18 protein-coding genes are annotated in these 17,471 nt (G+C 56.5%); 16 read left to right on the top strand and 2 right to left on the bottom strand.

What is annotated here, in order from left to right; genetic code table 11:
* Positions 1 to 8 precede the first annotated feature (8 nt).
* From WKS99_RS04595 to WKS99_RS04575, 5 genes are all read left to right on the top strand, one after another.
* A complete protein-coding gene (locus WKS99_RS04595) occupies positions 9 to 1,088 on the top strand; it encodes a ComEC/Rec2 family competence protein (protein WP_240288732.1) in 1,080 nt (359 codons plus the stop codon).
* 24 nt (positions 1,089 to 1,112) lie between these two features.
* Entirely contained in the window at positions 1,113 to 1,733 is a 621-nt protein-coding gene (locus tag WKS99_RS04590) for a DUF624 domain-containing protein (RefSeq protein WP_186852366.1), read from the top strand.
* A 32-nt stretch (positions 1,734 to 1,765) separates the two neighbouring features.
* Positions 1,766 to 3,250, top strand: a complete 1,485-nt coding sequence (locus WKS99_RS04585) for an FGGY family carbohydrate kinase (RefSeq protein WP_186852365.1) — start codon at positions 1,766 to 1,768, stop codon at positions 3,248 to 3,250.
* A 54-nt stretch (positions 3,251 to 3,304) separates the two neighbouring features.
* Complete coding sequence (locus tag WKS99_RS04580) at positions 3,305 to 4,627, top strand: alkaline phosphatase family protein (RefSeq protein ID WP_240288726.1); 1,323 nt, start codon at positions 3,305 to 3,307, stop codon at positions 4,625 to 4,627.
* A gap of 164 nt (positions 4,628 to 4,791) precedes the next feature.
* A complete protein-coding gene (locus WKS99_RS04575; protein WP_147572846.1) occupies positions 4,792 to 5,883 on the top strand; it encodes a LacI family DNA-binding transcriptional regulator in 1,092 nt (363 codons plus the stop codon).
* 90 nt (positions 5,884 to 5,973) lie between these two features.
* Here the strand turns inward: WKS99_RS04575 and WKS99_RS04570 are convergent, their stop codons facing one another.
* The gene (locus WKS99_RS04570) at positions 5,974 to 6,792 is read right to left on the bottom strand and encodes a sugar phosphate isomerase/epimerase family protein (protein ID WP_186852363.1); all 819 of its coding nucleotides are present in this window, start codon (positions 6,790 to 6,792) and stop codon (positions 5,974 to 5,976) included.
* A 169-nt stretch (positions 6,793 to 6,961) separates the two neighbouring features.
* On the opposite strand from WKS99_RS04570, the gene WKS99_RS04565 reads away from it, so the two are divergent.
* From WKS99_RS04565 to WKS99_RS04520, 10 genes are all read left to right on the top strand, one after another.
* Entirely contained in the window at positions 6,962 to 7,612 is a 651-nt protein-coding gene (locus tag WKS99_RS04565; protein WP_262669036.1) for a GDSL-type esterase/lipase family protein, read from the top strand.
* A 165-nt stretch (positions 7,613 to 7,777) separates the two neighbouring features.
* A complete protein-coding gene (locus WKS99_RS04560) occupies positions 7,778 to 8,758 on the top strand; it encodes a lipoate--protein ligase (RefSeq protein WP_340405400.1) in 981 nt (326 codons plus the stop codon).
* Positions 8,759 to 8,785: 27 nt separating this feature from the next.
* Positions 8,786 to 9,475, top strand: coding sequence for an MgtC/SapB family protein (locus WKS99_RS04555; protein ID WP_240288722.1), 690 nt, complete (start codon positions 8,786 to 8,788; stop codon positions 9,473 to 9,475).
* A 338-nt stretch (positions 9,476 to 9,813) separates the two neighbouring features.
* Positions 9,814 to 10,491: a tRNA (N6-threonylcarbamoyladenosine(37)-N6)-methyltransferase TrmO gene (gene tsaA, locus WKS99_RS04550; protein ID WP_147573040.1), complete on the top strand. Its 678-nt coding sequence runs from the start codon at positions 9,814 to 9,816 to the stop codon at positions 10,489 to 10,491.
* 108 nt (positions 10,492 to 10,599) lie between these two features.
* Positions 10,600 to 10,935: a cyclic-di-AMP receptor gene (locus tag WKS99_RS04545; RefSeq protein WP_147572836.1), complete on the top strand. Its 336-nt coding sequence runs from the start codon at positions 10,600 to 10,602 to the stop codon at positions 10,933 to 10,935.
* A gap of 157 nt (positions 10,936 to 11,092) precedes the next feature.
* A complete protein-coding gene (locus WKS99_RS04540) occupies positions 11,093 to 11,893 on the top strand; it encodes a YhfC family intramembrane metalloprotease (RefSeq protein ID WP_240288720.1) in 801 nt (266 codons plus the stop codon).
* 50 nt (positions 11,894 to 11,943) lie between these two features.
* Positions 11,944 to 12,597 (top strand): MerR family transcriptional regulator, encoded by a 654-nt coding sequence (locus tag WKS99_RS04535; protein ID WP_240288718.1) that lies wholly within the window; start codon positions 11,944 to 11,946, stop codon positions 12,595 to 12,597.
* A complete protein-coding gene (locus WKS99_RS04530; RefSeq protein ID WP_147572830.1) occupies positions 12,581 to 12,835 on the top strand; it encodes a hypothetical protein in 255 nt (84 codons plus the stop codon). The genes WKS99_RS04535 and WKS99_RS04530 overlap by 17 nt, the downstream gene beginning before the upstream one ends.
* Entirely contained in the window at positions 12,816 to 13,079 is a 264-nt protein-coding gene (locus WKS99_RS04525; RefSeq protein ID WP_147572828.1) for a hypothetical protein, read from the top strand. Before WKS99_RS04530 ends, WKS99_RS04525 begins: the two co-directional genes overlap by 20 nt.
* A 253-nt stretch (positions 13,080 to 13,332) precedes the next feature.
* The gene (locus WKS99_RS04520) at positions 13,333 to 13,644 is read left to right on the top strand and encodes a YbjQ family protein (protein ID WP_147573039.1); all 312 of its coding nucleotides are present in this window, start codon (positions 13,333 to 13,335) and stop codon (positions 13,642 to 13,644) included.
* 91 nt (positions 13,645 to 13,735) lie between these two features.
* Here the strand turns inward: WKS99_RS04520 and rny are convergent, their stop codons facing one another.
* A complete protein-coding gene (gene rny / locus WKS99_RS04515) occupies positions 13,736 to 15,283 on the bottom strand; it encodes a ribonuclease Y (RefSeq protein ID WP_147572825.1) in 1,548 nt (515 codons plus the stop codon).
* A 439-nt stretch (positions 15,284 to 15,722) separates the two neighbouring features.
* Here rny and WKS99_RS04510 point away from each other — a divergent pair, with 439 nt between their 5' ends.
* Positions 15,723 to 17,111 carry an NAD(P)/FAD-dependent oxidoreductase gene (locus WKS99_RS04510; RefSeq protein WP_340405399.1) on the top strand — a complete coding sequence of 463 codons (1,389 nt, stop codon included), beginning with the start codon at positions 15,723 to 15,725 and terminating at the stop codon, positions 17,109 to 17,111.
* Positions 17,112 to 17,471: the final 360 nt, after the last annotated feature.

Here is a 17,471-nt window from a genome sequence, read left to right as displayed (position 1 = left end):
ACTTGGTCATGAAACATAAACTTTTCTGGACTTCCCTTCTGGCGCTAGCGATGCTGGCCGCGTGTGCGGGAGAGCCAGGGGATATCAGCGGCGGTCAGAGCGGCACATCTGTGTCCGCGTCAGGACCAGGGGACTCCGCTTCTGGCTCCTCGGCTTTGAAAGAGGGAGAAATTTCCCAGCCGGAGGATTACTTTGATCTGGTTTTTGACACCAGCCAAGACCAAGGGAAATTGACCGCCCGCTACCTTTATCTACAGACGATCTACGGAACGGGTAAGGAGGCGGTCACCACCGGCGACAGCGCGGTCTATACTTCGCCGGATGGGATGGTGATGCTGGTGGACTGTGGAAACGTACCTGGAGGGCAGGAGGTGACAAACCAATTGCTGGCTATGGGTGTAGATAAGATCGACGTCCTGGTCCTCTCTCATCCGCATGCGGACCATGTGGGAGGGTTTGTCACAGTAGCAGACAATTTTGAAATCGGGCAGGTCTATGTCAATGGGCATGAATATGACAGCGGGACCTACCGAGCCATGATGGAAAAGATAGAAGAACTGTCCCTGCCCTGTGAAGTTTTAGAGGCGGGGGACGCCTTCTCTTTGGGGGAGGAAGTCCAAGTCCAGGTGTTTGGTCCGACTCCGGGGGATACGGAGGAGGTGGCCGGCGGCTATCTGGACGCCAATGACGGTTCGATTGCCATGCGTCTGACCTATGGTCAGTCTAGCTTTTGGACTAGCGGCGATCTGTACATTACTGGGGAACAGGCGCTGACAGAGACGTATGGGCAGGATATTGCTAGCGATGTGGTAAAAATGAACCACCACGGCAAGGATACCTCCAACGGCAAGGACTTCGTTCAGGCCATGTCTCCCAAGATCGCGGTGGGGATGTTCGACAGCGTGGCCAGCCGGACAGTGGCAATGCGGTATATAGCCGGTGGGGCCGAGGTATTCTACAACAGCACAGACGGAGCGATCCGGGTATCCACTGCCGGCGACGGCGTGTATGATGTCCAGATCCAGAAAATAAGAGATGTGGCGGTCCTGCCGGATGCCCCTTCGGAGGGACACATCGTGATCTCTTGACCGTCCATACATTGGGAGGCATACATGGGACAGACAACGGAACTGCTTAAACGGCTTTTTCTGGAGGAGTGGAAGGCTCTGCTGCTGGCCAATCTCCTATTCACGGCCTTTTCTCTGCCGCTGCTCACAGTAGGACCGGCGCTGCTGGCCATGAATGGGGTGCTGACCAGACGGGCTGATGACCGGGGAAATTCGAGCTGCTGGGTAGACTTTTGGTATGTATTTAAAGCCAAATTCTGGCGGGGCATCCAGCTGGAAGCGGTGGTAGGACTGTACCTGCTGATCATCCTTTGGAGCGCCAGCGTAGCTGGACAGTTGGATGGAGCGGGACGGACAATGCTTTGGCTCTTTATATCCCTGTCGCTGTTTTTGGCGGCAATGACGGGCGTATATCTGGTCCCTCTGCTGGCGGACAGTAGCATACCGTTCTTTTCAGCGCTGTGGGACGCTGCGCTGCTGTCCTTCGCCCGGCTCCCCCGTACGCTGTTGGCAATGGGGGCGGTGTACGGGTCGCTTTGTGTGTTCCTGCTGCTTTATCCCATTTCTGTATTGCCGTGGGCCATGCTGCTTTTGGCCGCTGCTGCCGCCCTCTCCGTAGCGCTGGTGTGGCCGGCTATCAATGAACTGATTTTTCCCCAGGAATAAAATTGTGAAAGGAGCGGGAAAGGAGGATCTCTATGGAACGAGGCTATATTTTGTCGATTGACCAGAGCACCCAGGGGACCAAAGCGATCCTGCTGGATGGCCAGGGCCAGTTCGTCCTGCGCCGGGACCTGCCCCACCGGCAGTTAATCAGCGCCCAGGGATGGGTGGGGCACGATGCCCAGGAGATTGCGGAAAATATTATTCGGGTTGCTCAGGCGGCGGTACGGGACAGCGGGATTGATTCCCGGCGGCTGGCCGGCGTGGCGGTCACCAATCAGCGGGAGAGCGTGGCCCTGTGGGAGCGGGATACAGGCAGGCCGGTGTGTGAGTCTATCGTCTGGCAGTGTAACCGAGCGGCGGAGCTGTGCCGCCATATCCAGGAACGAGGCGATTATCCGGAAATTCAGCGGCGTACCGGGCTGGTCCCCTCCCCCTTTTTCTCTGCCGGGAAGGTGGCTTGGGCGCTGGAACATGTGCCTGGGGCCAGAGAGAAGGCTGAACGGGGACAGCTCTGCATCGGCACCATGGATACTTGGACGATCTGGCAGCTCACCGGAGGAAAAGTCCACAAAACGGATTGCAGCAACGCCTCCCGCACCCAGCTGTTTAATATCCATACCATGGAGTGGGATCCGGAGCTGTGCCGGATATTTGATATCCCCATGTCAGTGCTGCCCCAGGTGTGCGGCTCTGATGGGGAATATGGACAGACAGATTTGGGAGGACTGCTGGACCATCCGGTGCCGATCCGAAGTGCTATCGGGGACTCCCATGCCTCCCTTTTTGGACACGGATGCGTGGAGCGGGGGGACTGCATGGCGGGTCATGGAACAGGCACCTGCGTACTGATGAATATTGGAGAAGAACCGCTGGAGTCCCAGAATGGACTCAATACCACGGTGGCCTGGCGGATGAATGGAAAGACTGTATACGCTCTGGAGGGTGTGGTGAACTATGCTGGAGCGGTCACCACCTGGCTGAAGGACGGTCTGGAGCTGGTGTCCTGCCCAGAGGAAACCGAGGCGCTGGCCTGTCGGGCTGACCCAGGTGACCATACCTATCTGGTACCTGCCTTCACGGGGATCGGAGCGCCCTACTGGGACGATGGCGCCTCTGCCTGCTTTGTGGGGATGAGCCGGCTGACCGGGCGGGCGGAGCTGGTCAGAGCTGGGATAGAGAGCATTGGATACCAAGTGGCCGATATCGTGAGAGCCATGGAGCGGGATATGGGCGCGCCTGCCAGTCAGGTGCGGATGGCTGGGGGGCCTACGAAAAATCGCTATCTGACGCAATTTCAGAGTGACATTATGGACCGCCCTGTTGTCCTTGGAAAGTATGAGGAGCTGGTAGCCGTGGGCGCGGGACAAATGGCTGGACTGGCTATGGGACTGTATGACCTGCCGGAGCTGGAACGGCTTCGGCGGACACAGCTGTTCCGGCCGCGGATGGAACAGAAGGAGCGCCTGGAACGGCTGGATGGCTGGGCCCGGGCGGTGCAAAAGGCGTTGAGCCGATAGGACTCTGGCCTGCCGGCGGGCGGGAGCGGAGTACGCAAATAAGGAGATGCTGCAATGAAAAAACGTATTTTAGTCTACTCCGTAGACGCTATGGTATGTGAGGACGTAGATGCCCTGCGGAGGCTGCCTAATTTTCAGAAATTTTTGGCGGGAGGCTGTGAGGTCACGGGAGGTATGCGTACCATATATCCCTCTGTGACTTATCCGGCCCATGTGTCCATGATGACCGGATGCTATGTGGGAAAGCACGGTGTCACCAGTAACTTTTCCTTTACCACCACCAACAAGGATGACAACTGGCTGTGGTTCAGCGACGCCATCCAGGTGGAGGACATCTTCCAGGCGGCAAAAAAAGCCGGGTATACCACAGGCGCTATCTCCTGGCCTGTTACCGCTGGGAACAAGAATGTGGATTGGCTGATGGCTGAATACTGGATGCCCCATCCTGGAGACACATTGCGCAGCAGCTTCGCCGACGCGGGTTCCAGCCCTGCTATGCTGGACATCATAGAGGCTAATAAGAGGTACCTGCCCGCTGGCTATGAAAAAGGCGGCAAAAAGAATTTCATGCAGTGGCCCACGGTGGACGACTTCATCATCCATGTGGCCAGCGATGTGATTCGTCAACATGCCCCTGAGGTGATGTTTGTTCACACGGGCACCTTTGATACTTATCGCCATGCCCACGGGGTGTTTAGCTCCTATTTGGACGAGGCTCGGGCCAATCTGGACCGGTATATCGGGGAGCTGATGGAGGCGTGCCGGATCGCCGGTGTAGCCGAGGAAACCAACTTGGTTCTGGTCAGTGACCATGGACAGAGGGATATCTGCCGGGCTATCAATTTGAATGTGCTGCTGGCTGATCGTGGCTTTATCGATGTGGACAAACAGGGCAACGTAGTGGACTGGCGTGCCTACTGCTTCTCCAATGCCATGTCCTCCAATGTCTATCTCCGGGACCCGGAGGACCAGGCGTTGAAACAGGCCGTCTATCAGTGCCTGGAGGAGCTGCGGCAGGAGGGAGTTTATGGGATCGGCAGACTGTTCACAGCCGAGGAAGCACGAGATGAGGAGCATCTTTACGGCGGCTTCAGCTTCGTGATCGAGAGCGACGGCTATACCTCCTTTGGAGACAAGGCGGTGCGTCCGCTGGTGCAGAACTTCGACGTGAACGATTACCGCTTCGGCCGGGCTACCCACGGATACCTCCCGGACCTGGGAGCGCAGCCCGTTTTTGTGGCAAAGGGACCTGATTTTCGGGAGAGGACTACGCTGGAGCGGGGGCTGGTGGTAGATGAGGCGCCCACCTACGCCAAGCTTCTGGGGGTGGAACTGCCTCAGGCGGATGGTAAGGCTATGGACTGCTTCCTGCGTTAGATGACCGTATTGACCATAAAAAGAACAAAACCGAAAGGTATCGCACATAAAAACTATACAGAGGCTGGAATTTGTGATAAAATATTACCATCGGCCAGCGGAGGGGGTTCCCTGCTCCTCTGCTGGGCGGTGGTATTCTGAAAAGCTGAGCAAGGTGTTGAACAATGAAAAGGGTTACCGTTACCATGCACGACGTGGCGCGTTTAGCTGGAGTTTCCCAGACCACGGTTTCTCTGATTCTGAACCAGAGCGGCAGTGCCTCCTTTTCCCAGGAAACTGTCAACCGGGTCTATGCCGCTGCTGCCCAGTTGAACTATAAGGCGAAACGTCCCATTACGCAGGGGCCTCGGCCCAAGACCGTTATGGTGCTGATGGCAAACGTGACCAACCCGTATTACACAGCCATGCTCAGCAGCATCGAGGACGTGTGTTACGCCCAGGGGTATAAGGTGGTCTCCTGCTGCACTTACCACGATACGGAGTCGGAAAAGCTGTATATGGAGATGGCGGTCAGCAATAACTATCCCGGAGTTATCCTGCTGTCGCCGCCGGATAATCCGGCTGCCTTTGCTGAGGTGTCAGCTAAGATACCGGTAGTTACCATTTGTGACCGCATCTCTAATCTGGAAACAGATATCATAGAGCTGAATAACTGTCTGGCGGGCCGGTTGGCTGCTGAACACCTCCATGCGCTGGGACATCAGCGCATCGCTGTACTTACCAGCCCTCTGAAACGGAACACTGCTCGGACGGAGCGGCTGAACGGGCTGAAAGCCTATTTCGCACAGCATCTGCCCGACAATGACCTGGTCTTATGTATTGAAAACAATTCGGAGGCGGACAACCTGGCCGAACGGCTCAATGATTACCACGCGGGTTACTTGCTGGCCCAGAACGAGAAGCTGTACGACCAAGGAGTCACCGCCATTGTCTGTATCAATGATATGCTGGCATACGGAGTGATTGACTCCCTTCGAGAGAGGGGCATTTCTGTGCCGGAAGATGTATCGGTGCTGGGGTTTGATAATTTATTTTATTCCCGGCTGACCGGTGTATCGTTGACCACAGTGGATCAGCACACTGAGATGTTGGCCCGGAGCGCGGTGGAAGTGCTGCTGCAAAAGCTCAAAATGCCTCCGGGGGGAGCTGGGGCGGCCGGCACAGTGCCGCGGTACAAGGTGGAGTGCCATCCTCAGCTGGTGGCCCGTGGGACCACGGCTCCTCCTCCTGCCCAGAGCCGGCTGGTGTTAAAGTGACAGGAAGCGGACACAAAATATGCGCCCCGGCAAAGCCGGCCTGAGAGGCCGGATGCCGGGGCGCGCAATATTTGTGAGGGAGTACAGCTGCTACAGGGACTCTGTGATTTGAACCACTCGGCGGATGTCGGAGTGGATGACAGGCGTGGTTGCCCTCCCGTCGGGGGCGTATTCCAGCACTAGGTGGGCCTGAGGTGTATATTGGGCGATGGCGCGGAGAATGTCGTCCATCTCCTGATGGGAACAGAAGCCCTCTGGGTCGTAAATAGGGTAGTGGCTGTCGTGGAAGCCGTCGTTGTTGTTGAGGTGGTATCCTTTGATGCGGGTCCCCATTCGGCGGATAAGGGCGGGAATATCCCAGCGGTTGAGCATGGCGTGACCGGTATCGATCAGACAGCCGACCTCCTGGGGGAGACGGTCAAAAAGAGCTACGAACTGCTCCTGGTCAAAAAGGACGCTGTTCTTTTTGGGATAGCCCACATTTTCCACTGTTACGTGGATGCCCTCGTCTATCATGCGGCGGGTCCAGTCCAGCAAGACCTCCAGAGAGCGGGCTCGCCAGCGGTCCCCCTCCTGGGCGGGGAAGCTGCCCTCGTGGGTATGCATAACCATGGAGGTGGCGTGGAATTGATGATAGAGGCGACAGGCCTTGTTGTACTCCTTTTCCATGAATTGCTCCTCTGGGCTGCCGGGGATGGTGCACTCCTCCACAAAAGGGGCGTGGAGGGTAATAGGCAGATGGGAGAAGACTGGGATCTGACGGACCAGATTTTCGTCAAAATTGGGTGTGGTCCAGCTGGTGGCAAATTCTACACCTACAGGGAAGTCTGGGAAGGTACGGATGCACTCCGCCAGCCAGGGGTAGTCTTGAAAGGCCACGCAGTAAGTAGATAAGTAAATGTCTCGCATAGTTGACCTCCGATTCTATTAAAATATTAGTTTGATATTACTTAAAATTGCTCTAAAATTGGCAAAAAACAGGAAAATATATTTTGAATATCAATATTTTAGACGGAATATACAGAGATGTCAAGGGAAGATGGAAAAATATATTATTAAAACTTGGAGGCAAAATTCGATGTGTGGTATAGGTAAAGATCTAGGGAGAAACGGGGACGGCATTCGGAGGAAACTGATATGCCTGGGAGACAGCCTGACATTTGGAGCGGGAGTAACTCGCCGGGACTGCTGGACCTCTCTTGTTCAGAGAGAGTGTGGGTGGACGGTGGTCAACCGGGGGATCAGTGGTGATACGACCGGCGGAATGCTGGTTCGTCTGCAACGGGATGTCCTGGGTCCGGCGCTGGAGGAACGCCGATGCGGCGGAGACTGCCGGGTCTTGGTGATGGGGGGCAGCAACGATATCTTTTTTTCCGGGACAGACAGCCAGGCCAGAGGCAATATGACCGCGATCTGTCACCAACTGGAGGCGGAGGGAATTTTTCCGGGAATTGGCATTCCGCTTCCGGTAGACTGGTCCAAAGCTCCAGAGAAATGGACGGGGGTGGTGGACTTCTATCAGAGTGCCCCACGCATTTTGGCCTACAATGAGTGGCTCAGACGTTTTGCAGCCAGTGCCGGGCTGGTCCTGGTAGACTTTGCGTCGGATTTCCTGAGCGTTTCCGGGCAGGTGCGCCATGAGTTGTTTTTGGATGGAATCCACCCAAATCTTGAGGGGCATCGGGAAATGGCCCGGCGATTGGCAAAAGAATTGGATAAAATATATTAATAATATTTTATGGAGAAAAAATTTTAAAAGTTGAATAATTGATAAAAAATATAGGCAAAAAACGGAGTGCTATTGACAAAATAGAAAGTATACTCTATACTATCTACTATAAAAATAAAATATTATTAGTAATATTTTTGCTTTAGAAAGCAGGTCGCCGGCGCTATGGAATTTTATGAAAGCACCAGCACAGATCCCTATTACAATCTGGCGCTGGAGGACTATTTTTTTACCCATATGGATCCCATGAAGGACTATTTTTTGCTGTGGCAGAATGATAAAGCTGTTATAGTAGGAAAATACCAGAATACTCTGGAGGAAGTTGACCAGACATTCGTGGATGAGAGGGGAATCCGGGTAGCCCGCCGCCTGTCGGGCGGAGGCGCGGTGTATCATGATCTGGGGAATCTGAACTACACATTTATCGTGGAGGAAGACCGGGCTGAGGCATTTCGTTTTGAAGTGTTTACAAAGCCTCTGCTGGCTGCCTTGAAGGAACTGGGCGTGGCGGCGGAGACATCCGGTCGGAATGACATCACCATTGATGGGAAAAAGATATCCGGCAGTTCTCAGTATTTCAGGAATGGGCGGCTGCTCCATCATGGCTGTATCCTGCTGGACTGTGACCGGGATACTCTGACCAAGGCGCTCCAGGTGAAGGAGGGCAAGATTCGCTCCAAGAGCATCAAATCCGTGCGCAGCCGTGTCACCTCAATCAACGAGCATCTGGAGCGCCCCATTACTATGGCCCGTTTCAAAGAGGTGCTACGGAAACAAGTCTTTGCGGCGGCACCCCATCCAGTCGTGTTGAGCCAGGGAGATTTGTCGGAAATCCAGATTTTGCGGGACAGCCGCTACGCGACGTGGGAGTGGAACTACGGGGCGTCTCCCCGCTGTGATATCAGGAGGGAGGGGTATTACCCCTTCGGTCAGATATCAGCTGAACTGGCGATGGAGAAAGGCCGGATTCAATGCCTGAAACTGTCCGGTGACTTTTTTGGCAGGGAAGAGCTGTCTTCCCTGGAAGACCTGTTCCGGGGACGGCGGCTCATCCCAGAAGACTTGTCCCCTCTAACCGGGGTGGACCTTGGGGCCTATGTGTCCGGCCTGGATTGGGATACATTGATCCAGCTACTGTGCGGCTGAAGAGGTTTTTGAGAGGAGTATATGTCCATGATTCCCTACATACTGGAAGCTGAGTTTTTTCTCCGTATCGTGTTGGCCAGCGTCTGCGGTATTTTAATTGGCTTTGAGCGGTCCAAAAGGCTGAAGGAGGCCGGGGTGCGCACACACTGTATGGTCGCCTGCGGAGCGGCGTTGATGATGATTGTTTCCAAATATGGTTTTGCGGATCTTGTGCAGGAGGCCGGGGTGTATCTCTACGGGACGAAGGGGGCGGATGCGTCGCGGATAGCCTCTCAGGTAGTCAGCGGTGTGGGATTTTTGGGGGCCGGAGTTATTTTCCGCACCGGGGTTTCCATCAAGGGCCTGACCACCGCTGCGGGTTTGTGGACCACGTCTGCCGTGGGGCTGGCACTAGGGGCGGGTATGTATATCATCGGCATCACAGGTACGCTGCTTATTGTGTTGGAACAATTTTTGATGCACCGATTCCACTTTGGAAACGACGCCTACACCATGCAGGAGATCAAGGTGCGATTCCGGGACTCCCTGGAATTTCGGGACTATCTCTTCCGCCTTCTACAAGAGCGGGGAGGCAGTATCTGCAACTGCGCCGTGAACAAGACGGGAGATGGAGATGTGGCCTATACCTTGACCGTCCGGGTCAAGGAACCCATCAGCGCCCAGGAGCTGCAGGGGCTGATGGACCGGCATGAACAGATTAGCTCCTTTTCTGTCTGAAGGAAGCCCCCCTGGTCAAAGACCAGGGGGGCTTGAAACTGTTAAAAAAGCGGCAAAGACACTTTTTCGAGAAAAGCCATACGCAGGGTGGTCCTCCACTCCCAGCGGAAAAGTCGGCCCACCCTGCGGGAGAAGTGTCATTTCCGACGCGCATGTCGCCGGAAATGACGGGATCAAATTTTATTCCGTCGCCTGCGGGCGACGGAACTTCTTGCGGGAGGGCTTTTAGGGGCAAAAACAAATTTGCTTCAGGGGATGAAATCGGGGCTGACCTGTTGTATAATAGAGGGGACAATGGACGGCGGAGGAGGGGATATGGAGTGGAGGAAAACGGAGCGATGACGGTAATCGCCCACATCGAGAGCCAGTTCCACACAAAATTTGGTATCCCTCGGCAGAGCGGTCTGGTGGAGGAGTTGGAGGCGGACGTCGTGTTCGAACCCCAGTTTCGGGACCTCAATGCGCTGCGGGGGCTGGAAGGATTTTCCCATATCTGGCTTATCTGGGACTTTTCCGAGGTCAGGGACAAAGGCTGGACGCCCACTGTCCGGCCGCCCAGACTGGGGGGAAACCGCCGATTGGGAGTTTTTGCCACCCGGTCCCCCTTTCGTCCAAACCCTATCGGCCTAAGCTGTGTCCGGCTGGCGGGAATAGATCCGCACACGGAACGGGGGCCCGTCCTCCGTGTCAGGGGGGCTGACCTGATGGATGGGACCCCGATCTATGATATCAAGCCCTACCTGCCCTATTCCGACTGTAAGCCGGAGGCGGTGGGGGGCTTTGCCAGCCAACCCAAGGAGGCGTCCCTGGCGGTGGATATCCCGGAGCGGTGGAAGGCTCTGATTCCAGAAGGACTGCTGCCCGCGCTGACTGGGGTGCTGGCCCAGGACCCCAGGCCCTCTTATCAACAGGTTCCGGACCGGATCTACACCATGGAGTTTGGAGGTCTGGAGGTAAAGTTTCAGGTAGAGGGGGATATCCTGAATGTGTGCCAAATATCCCGGAGGAAATCTTAATAAAGTTTTGATTCAAAATGGTGTATAATATCGCTATATACTACATTAGTGACTAGGGATATCAGTCTTAAAAGCATCGAAAAAACAGAAGTACAGGAGGAGCAACCTATGAAAATGATCTTTGCGGTGATCCGGGACAAGGACAGCTATGCCGCCATCGGCGCTCTGAGTGAAAAAAATATCGGTGTGACAAAATTAGCTAGCAGCGGAGGCTTTTTGCGGGAGGGCAATACCACACTGATGATCGGGGTCGAGGACAGCAGGGTGGAGGAAGTCATGGGGATCCTGCGGGAGAACTGTGCGAAGCGGACCCAGATCGATGTGGCCGCACCCTATCCCATAGGCGGGGCGCCCATTTGGAACTATAATTATAGCACCATCCAGGTGGAGGCTGGGGGAGCCACAGTCTTCGTGCTGGACGTATCAGATTTTAAAAAACTGTAAGCGCACCTGCGGACAGCGGCCCCGGTCTCGCCAGACCGGGGCCGCTTTTTGAAAAAGAAGACCTTCCACCAACAGGAAGAAAAGTTATTTATAAAATAGTCTTGACATTCCCCCTTCTGGACCATGTATGGTCTGACCAGAAAGGAGTGGAAGCGATATGGAAATGAATGGAGCGGTAGACTCCTCGGCCATACTGGTCATGGGGCTGGTGGGGCTGTTCTCGGTCGCCCTCCCGCTGGGACTGGCCCTGCTATTTCGGCGGAGGACCGGGGGACGCACGAGATTCTTCCTCTTGGGCTGTGTGGTGTTCCCGCTGTTCGCCATGGGGCTGGAGGCCCAGGGGCACCGGCTGCTGTACTACGGGGTCTGGAGCCAGGCGCTGAACAGCAGCATCTGGCTATACGCTCTGTACGGGGGGCTGATGGCCGGTATCTTTGAGGAGTGCGGCCGCTGGGTGGCCTTCCGGCTGGGCCGGCGGTGGACTCAGGGTCCCGGAGACGCCCTGATGTATGGGGCGGGCCACGGAGGGGCGGAGTCATTCCTCCTCTTGGGAATGACCATGGTCAACAATGTCATTCTGTCCCTGACCATCAACCGGGGCGGCCTGCCAGCGGTGGAGGAGCTGATAGGCCCCATTCCAGAAGCTGGTATGGCGGCTATCACCTCTCTTGCTGTTACCCCCGCCGCACTCTACCTCTGGGGGGCCTTCGAGCGGATCACGGCGATGGTGGTACAGATCGCCCTGTCGGTACTGGTGTACGCCGCCGTTACCAGGAAGAGCGGCTGGTATTGGTTCCCTGCCGCCATTCTGCTCCACGCCGCGGTGGACGTCACCGCTGTGGCAGCCGGGGCCTTCCTGCCTATTCCGGCTACCGAGGCGCTGCTGGCAGCATGGGCGGCAGCCCTGGCCCTGCTGGCCCGACGGGTCTATTTACAGGAAAAATGGAAAAAGTCTTGACCTTCCCCCAGGTGGAAGGTGTAGAGTAGGACCAGAAAGGGGCGTAGCCCATGAAGATCAACGAGGTGGAGGCCCTGGTGGGCATCACCAAAAAGAACATCCGGTTTTATGAGGAGCAGGGCCTGCTCTCTCCCAGGCGCAACAGTGAGAACGGCTATCGGGACTACGGCCAGGAGGAAGTGGATACTCTGCGGCAGATCAAGCTGCTGCGCAAGTTGGGTGTCCCGTTGGAGGAGATCCGGCGGATGCAGGCGGGCAGGATCACGGTAGCGGACGGGATGAGGCGGCACCTGGTCACCTTGGAGCGGGAGCAGCGCAGTCTGGAGCAGTCTATGGAACTGTGCCGCTGCCTGAAGAACCGGGAGGAGCGGCTGGCCGAGCTGGATGCCGGATCCTTGCTGGCGGAGATGGAGCAGATGGAGCAGGCGGGCTCCACCTTCCAGGATAAGCAGTACGGAGATGTGAAGCCCATCCGCTATGCCGCGGCCGTAATCGCGGCCCTGGTAATGACCGCCTTTATGGCTGGTGTCATCGCGCTGATGGTTTGGGGGTTTACGGTGGAGGCTGCGGAAGCTCCGCCCCTTCCGCTGATCGTGGTGCTGGTGGCCCTCCCGGCAGTGGTCATTCTGGGGGTTCTGCTGGCACTGATCCAGCGGATTCGGGAGATTCAGCGGGGGGAGGAAGACGATGCGAAAAACTACTAAAGGAAAAGGCTTCCTGGGTGCTGTACTGGTCACGATCACTGTGGCGGTCCTGATGTTCCTGCTCACTGGCGCCCTATTGACCGGCTACTTCGGCGGGGATACCGAGCCATTTGCCACCGGCGTCGTTCTGTTTTTTGCCCTGCTGTATCTGGCGGTGGCTCTAGGCGCGATCATCTCTTTGTACCGCCGCTGGAAAGAGATCCAAGGGGGTGAGGAGGATGAAGCCAAAAGGTACTGACATCCGCAAGAGGGAACAGAAGCGGGCTGCCGTTAAAAGCGTGCTGTTCAGCGGCCTATTCCGAATCCTTGGAGCGGCCCTGCTGCTTTTCACACGGGAGCACACCCCCTGGCCTGAACTCCACGGCCTGCTGCTTCTGCTGGCCATTCTAGATCTGCTTACCATCCCCTTCAGTTTTGTCGTGCTGATCCAGCGGATTCGGGAGATCGAGAGGGGGGAGCTGGATGAAGCGCGGAAATATTGAGTGGCTGCGGAGAGAAAAGAGATCGGCTGTCTTGGGAATGGCCCTTTTTGGTCTGCTCCAGATGGCCTGTGTCATTGGATTTGCGGCCCTGAGCGCTATCCCGAACATTCCACGGTGGCTGTTTATCCTGTTTACTGTACTGGCGGCGGTCTGTGCCGCTGTGCTGCTGCCCGCACTGTGGACACTGCGGAAGCGGTTTCAGGAGCTGGATACAGCAAAGGAGTTTGTGAGTTTGTATAAGGAGGAAAGACATATGCTATTGGTAAACATTGATTATATTCCGGGCAGGGAGCTTGAGGTGCTGGGGATTGCTAAAGGTACTGTCGTCCAGTCCAAGAACTTTGGCAAGGATTTTATGGCCGGGATGAAAACTTTGGTGGGCGGTGAGATCACCAGCTACACCGAGATGCTCAACGAGGCCCGTCAGATCGCTGTCAAGCGTATGGTGGACGAGGCGGAGTCCATGGGGGCGGACGCGGTCATCAACGTGCGTTACGGCTCATCCTCAGTCATGCAGGGGGCGGCCGAGGTCATCGCCTACGGTACCGCGGTGAAGTACCGCTGAAGACGGATCGCCGCCTTTCGCGGTGGTTCTTCCGAGAATATCAACAAAAAAGAGCGGGACGCTGGGGGGCGTCCCGCTCTTTTTGACTGTATTATTTGGCGTACTCGATGGCCTTGGTCTCCCGCAGCAGGTTGACCTTGATCTGGCCGGGATATTCCAGCTCGTCCTCGATCTTCTTGGCAATCTCCCGGGCCAGCAGGACCATCTGGTCCTCACTGATGACCTCGGGCTTGACCATGATACGGACCTCACGGCCGGCCTGAATGGCAAAGGATTTCTCCACCCCATTGAAGGAGGAGGTGATCTCCTCCAGCATCTCCAGCCGCTTGATATAGTTTTCCAAATTCTCCCGCCGGGCCCCGGGGCGGGCGGCGGAAATGGCATCAGCCGCCTGGACCAGACAGGCGACGACGGTCCGGGGCTCCACGTCGTTGTGATGGGCCTGGATGGCGTGGATGACGCCCTCGCTCTCCCGGTATTTTTTGGCCAGCTCCACGCCAATCTGAACGTGGGAGCCCTCCACCTCATGGTCAATGGACTTGCCCAAATCGTGGAGCAGACCGGCCCGCTTGGCCTCGGCCACGTTGGCGCCGATCTCAGCGGCCAGCAGTCCAGCCACATGGGATACTTCGATGGAGTGATTGAGCACGTTCTGACCGTAGCTGGTGCGGTAACGCATCCGGCCCAGCAGCTTGACCAACTCCGGATGCAGGCCGTGGACGTTGGTCTCAAAGATGGCCCGCTCGCCCTCGGACTTGATGACGGCGTCTACCTCGCGCTTGGCCTTCTCCACCATCTCCTCGATGCGGGCGGGATGAATGCGGCCGTCCAGAATCAGCTTCTCCAGGGCAAGCCGGGCGACCTCGCGGCGGACGGGGTCAAAGCAGGAGACTGTAATGGCCTCCGGCGTGTCGTCGATGATTAAGTCCACCCCGGTCAGGGTCTCCAGGGTGCGGATGTTCCGGCCCTCGCGGCCGATGATACGGCCCTTCATCTCGTCGTTGGGCAGGGGAACGACAGAAACTGTGGCCTCGGCCACATGGTCCGCGGCACAGCGCTGGATGGCCAGGGAGATGATCTCCCGCGCCTTGGTGTCCGCCTCGTCCTTGAACCGGGCCTCGATCTCCTTGATCTTCATGGCCGACTCGTGGGTGACTTCCTCCTCCAACTGCTGGAGCAGGTAGTGTTTGGCCTCCTCCGCGGTGTAGCCGGAGATGCGCTCCAGCACCTCCAACTGGCTCTTTTTGATCTGTTCCGCCTCGGCCTGGGTGGCCTCCAGCCTGGACAGCTTGGAGGAGAGCTGCTCCTCCTTCTTCTCGATGTTCTCGGTTTTGCGGTCTAGGTTCTCTTCCTTCTGCTGGAGCCGGTGCTCCTGGCGCTGCAGGTCGGCCCGACGCTCCTTGACTTCACGCTCATGCTCGTTCTTGGCCTTCAGGATCTCCTCCTTGGCCTCCACCATGGCCTCGCGCTTTTTGCTCTCGGCGCTTTTATAGGCCTCATTAACGATGCGGGTAGCCTCCTCCTCGGCGGAGCCGATCTGCTGCTCGGCGGACTTCTTCCGACGTTGAATGCCTACAGGGATACCTACCGCCAGACCGATCACGATACCGATGATCGCTCCGATGATATAGGGTAGCATTTGGTCTTTTACACCTCCATGAAATTTCATAAGGCTGGAGCGGACCGCCCCAGCGCCCGTGTCCAGGCCGCCAGCCCTCACGGGACTTGTACATAAAATCAGCCGCAAAGAGCGCCCGACTTGGAATGGCTGGCCTCTCTGCGACAACTGAAAAACATCCCCAAAGTTTTTCATTTTTGTCCGTTTCTATTGTAAAGGCATCTGTCTTTCCTGTCAAGATTTATTCATATTTATGGGCGCGGCTTTTCCGCCGATTTTTTACAGTTCTCTCTGGTGAAAAGGGACGGTTAGAGCCATGTAGGTACTGAAACAGGCCGCCGCTATGGGAAATCTCTTTCTTTTTTTTAAAAAGTATGCTATACTATTTCCTGTATATGTCTGAGGGGAGATCCCTGACAAAAATGGATTTTCAAGATAAGGATAAAGGAGAGACGTTCCCATGAACGCCAATTATGACGTTGTCATCCTGGGCTGCGGCGAGGCTGGCATCTTTGCCGCCTACGAGCTGACCCATCTAGCCCCCGGCCTAAAGGTACTGGCCATAGATCAGGGCAGCGATATCTACCACCGGAGCTGTCCCATCGTGGCCGGTAAGGTGAAGGAGTGCATCCACTGCCCGGTGTGCCACACCATGTGCGGCTTCGGCGGGGCCGGAGCCTTTTCCGACGGGAAGTTCAACTTTACCACCCAGTTTGGGGGCTGGCTCACTGACTTCATGGAGCCTGGCAAGGTGATGGAGCTGATCGACTATGTGGACTCCATCAACGTCCGTCACGGGGCCACTGACCAGGTATTCTCCACCGAGTCCCCAGAGGCCAAGGCTCTGGCCCGCCGGGCCCTGGCCTTTGATCTCCACCTGCTTCAGGCCCGGTGTAAGCACCTGGGCACAGAAAACAATCTGCGCATCCTCACCAATATCTACGAGGGACTGCGGGACAAGCTGGAGTTCTCCTTTAATACCGAAGTGGCCTCCATCACCCGGGCAGAGGAGGGTTACCGCCTGACTCTGGCCAAGGGGGGCGAGGTGGCCTGCAAATATCTCATCGCCGCCCCCGGCCGATCCGGTGCCGAGTGGTTTTCCAACCAGTGTAAGGACCTGGGGCTGGAGCTGCTCAACAACCAGGTAGACATTGGCGTGCGGGTGGAGCTGCCCGCCACTGTTTTTGAGCATATCACTGACGTGGTGTACGAGTCCAAGCTAGTCTACCGCACCAAGCAGTACGGCGACCAGGTGCGCACCTTCTGCATGAACCCCTACGGCCATGTGGTGGCGGAGAACGTGGAGGGCATTAACACGGTGAACGGCCACTCCTATGCTGACCCGGCCCTCCGGAGTGAAAACACCAACTTTGCCCTGCTGGTCAGCAACCGCTTTACCAAGCCATTCAATGAACCATACCGCTACGGCAAGCACGTGGCCTCCCTGTCCAATATGCTGGCCGGTGGCGTGCTGGTCCAGCGGTTCGGGGATCTGGTGGGTGGACGGCGCACCAATGAGCATCGGATGAGCAAGTCCTTTGTCCGGCCCACCCTTACCGCCGCCGTCCCCGGAGATCTGTCCCTGACATTGCCCAAGCGGCAGTTGGACAACATCATTGAGATGATCTATCAGCTGGATAAGATCGCCCCCGGTACTGCCAACTATGACACCCTGCTCTACGGGGCAGAGGTGAAGTTCTACTCCGCCCGCCTGCAGCTCACCGAGGAGTTGGAAACCGCCCTGCCCAACTTCTTTGCTGCGGGTGATGGCGCCGGTGTTACCAGAGGACTAGCTCAGGCCGGTGCCTCTGGTGTGCAGGCGGCCAGAGCTGTCGTAAAACGGATGTAAGGCCGGCCCCCTGGACAGGAAGGCCGCCCGTCCTTCCGGCTACCGTGGCCGGCTCAGGGCGCGGCGGTCTTCCTGCATTTTTGGGTAAGGTGGGCGCCGAGACCCGAGGGATGCCGGTTATTTTTTGGCAGATGTATATGCAGTTTCGCAAAACCGTTATTTTGATTTTCACAGAAGAAAGTATGCCCTGTTTTCAAGGGTTGTCCACATTATCCACAGGGTTTTCCACAACGTGTTATGTTAACTGCCGGGGAGCAGACGATTCATTTTGGTTTCCATAATTATTGTCAAGGGTAAAAATTCGACAAAAAACTTGCCGTCTGTTTTTGCAGGAAGCGGACCGCTTCCTGTCGGCTCGCA

Origin of the sequence: Flintibacter sp. HCN-6482, assembly GCF_037892565.1 — a bacterium.
GTDB lineage: Bacteria > Bacillota > Clostridia > Oscillospirales > Oscillospiraceae > Lawsonibacter > Lawsonibacter aceti.
This window is presented reverse-complemented; position numbering and strand designations above follow the sequence as displayed.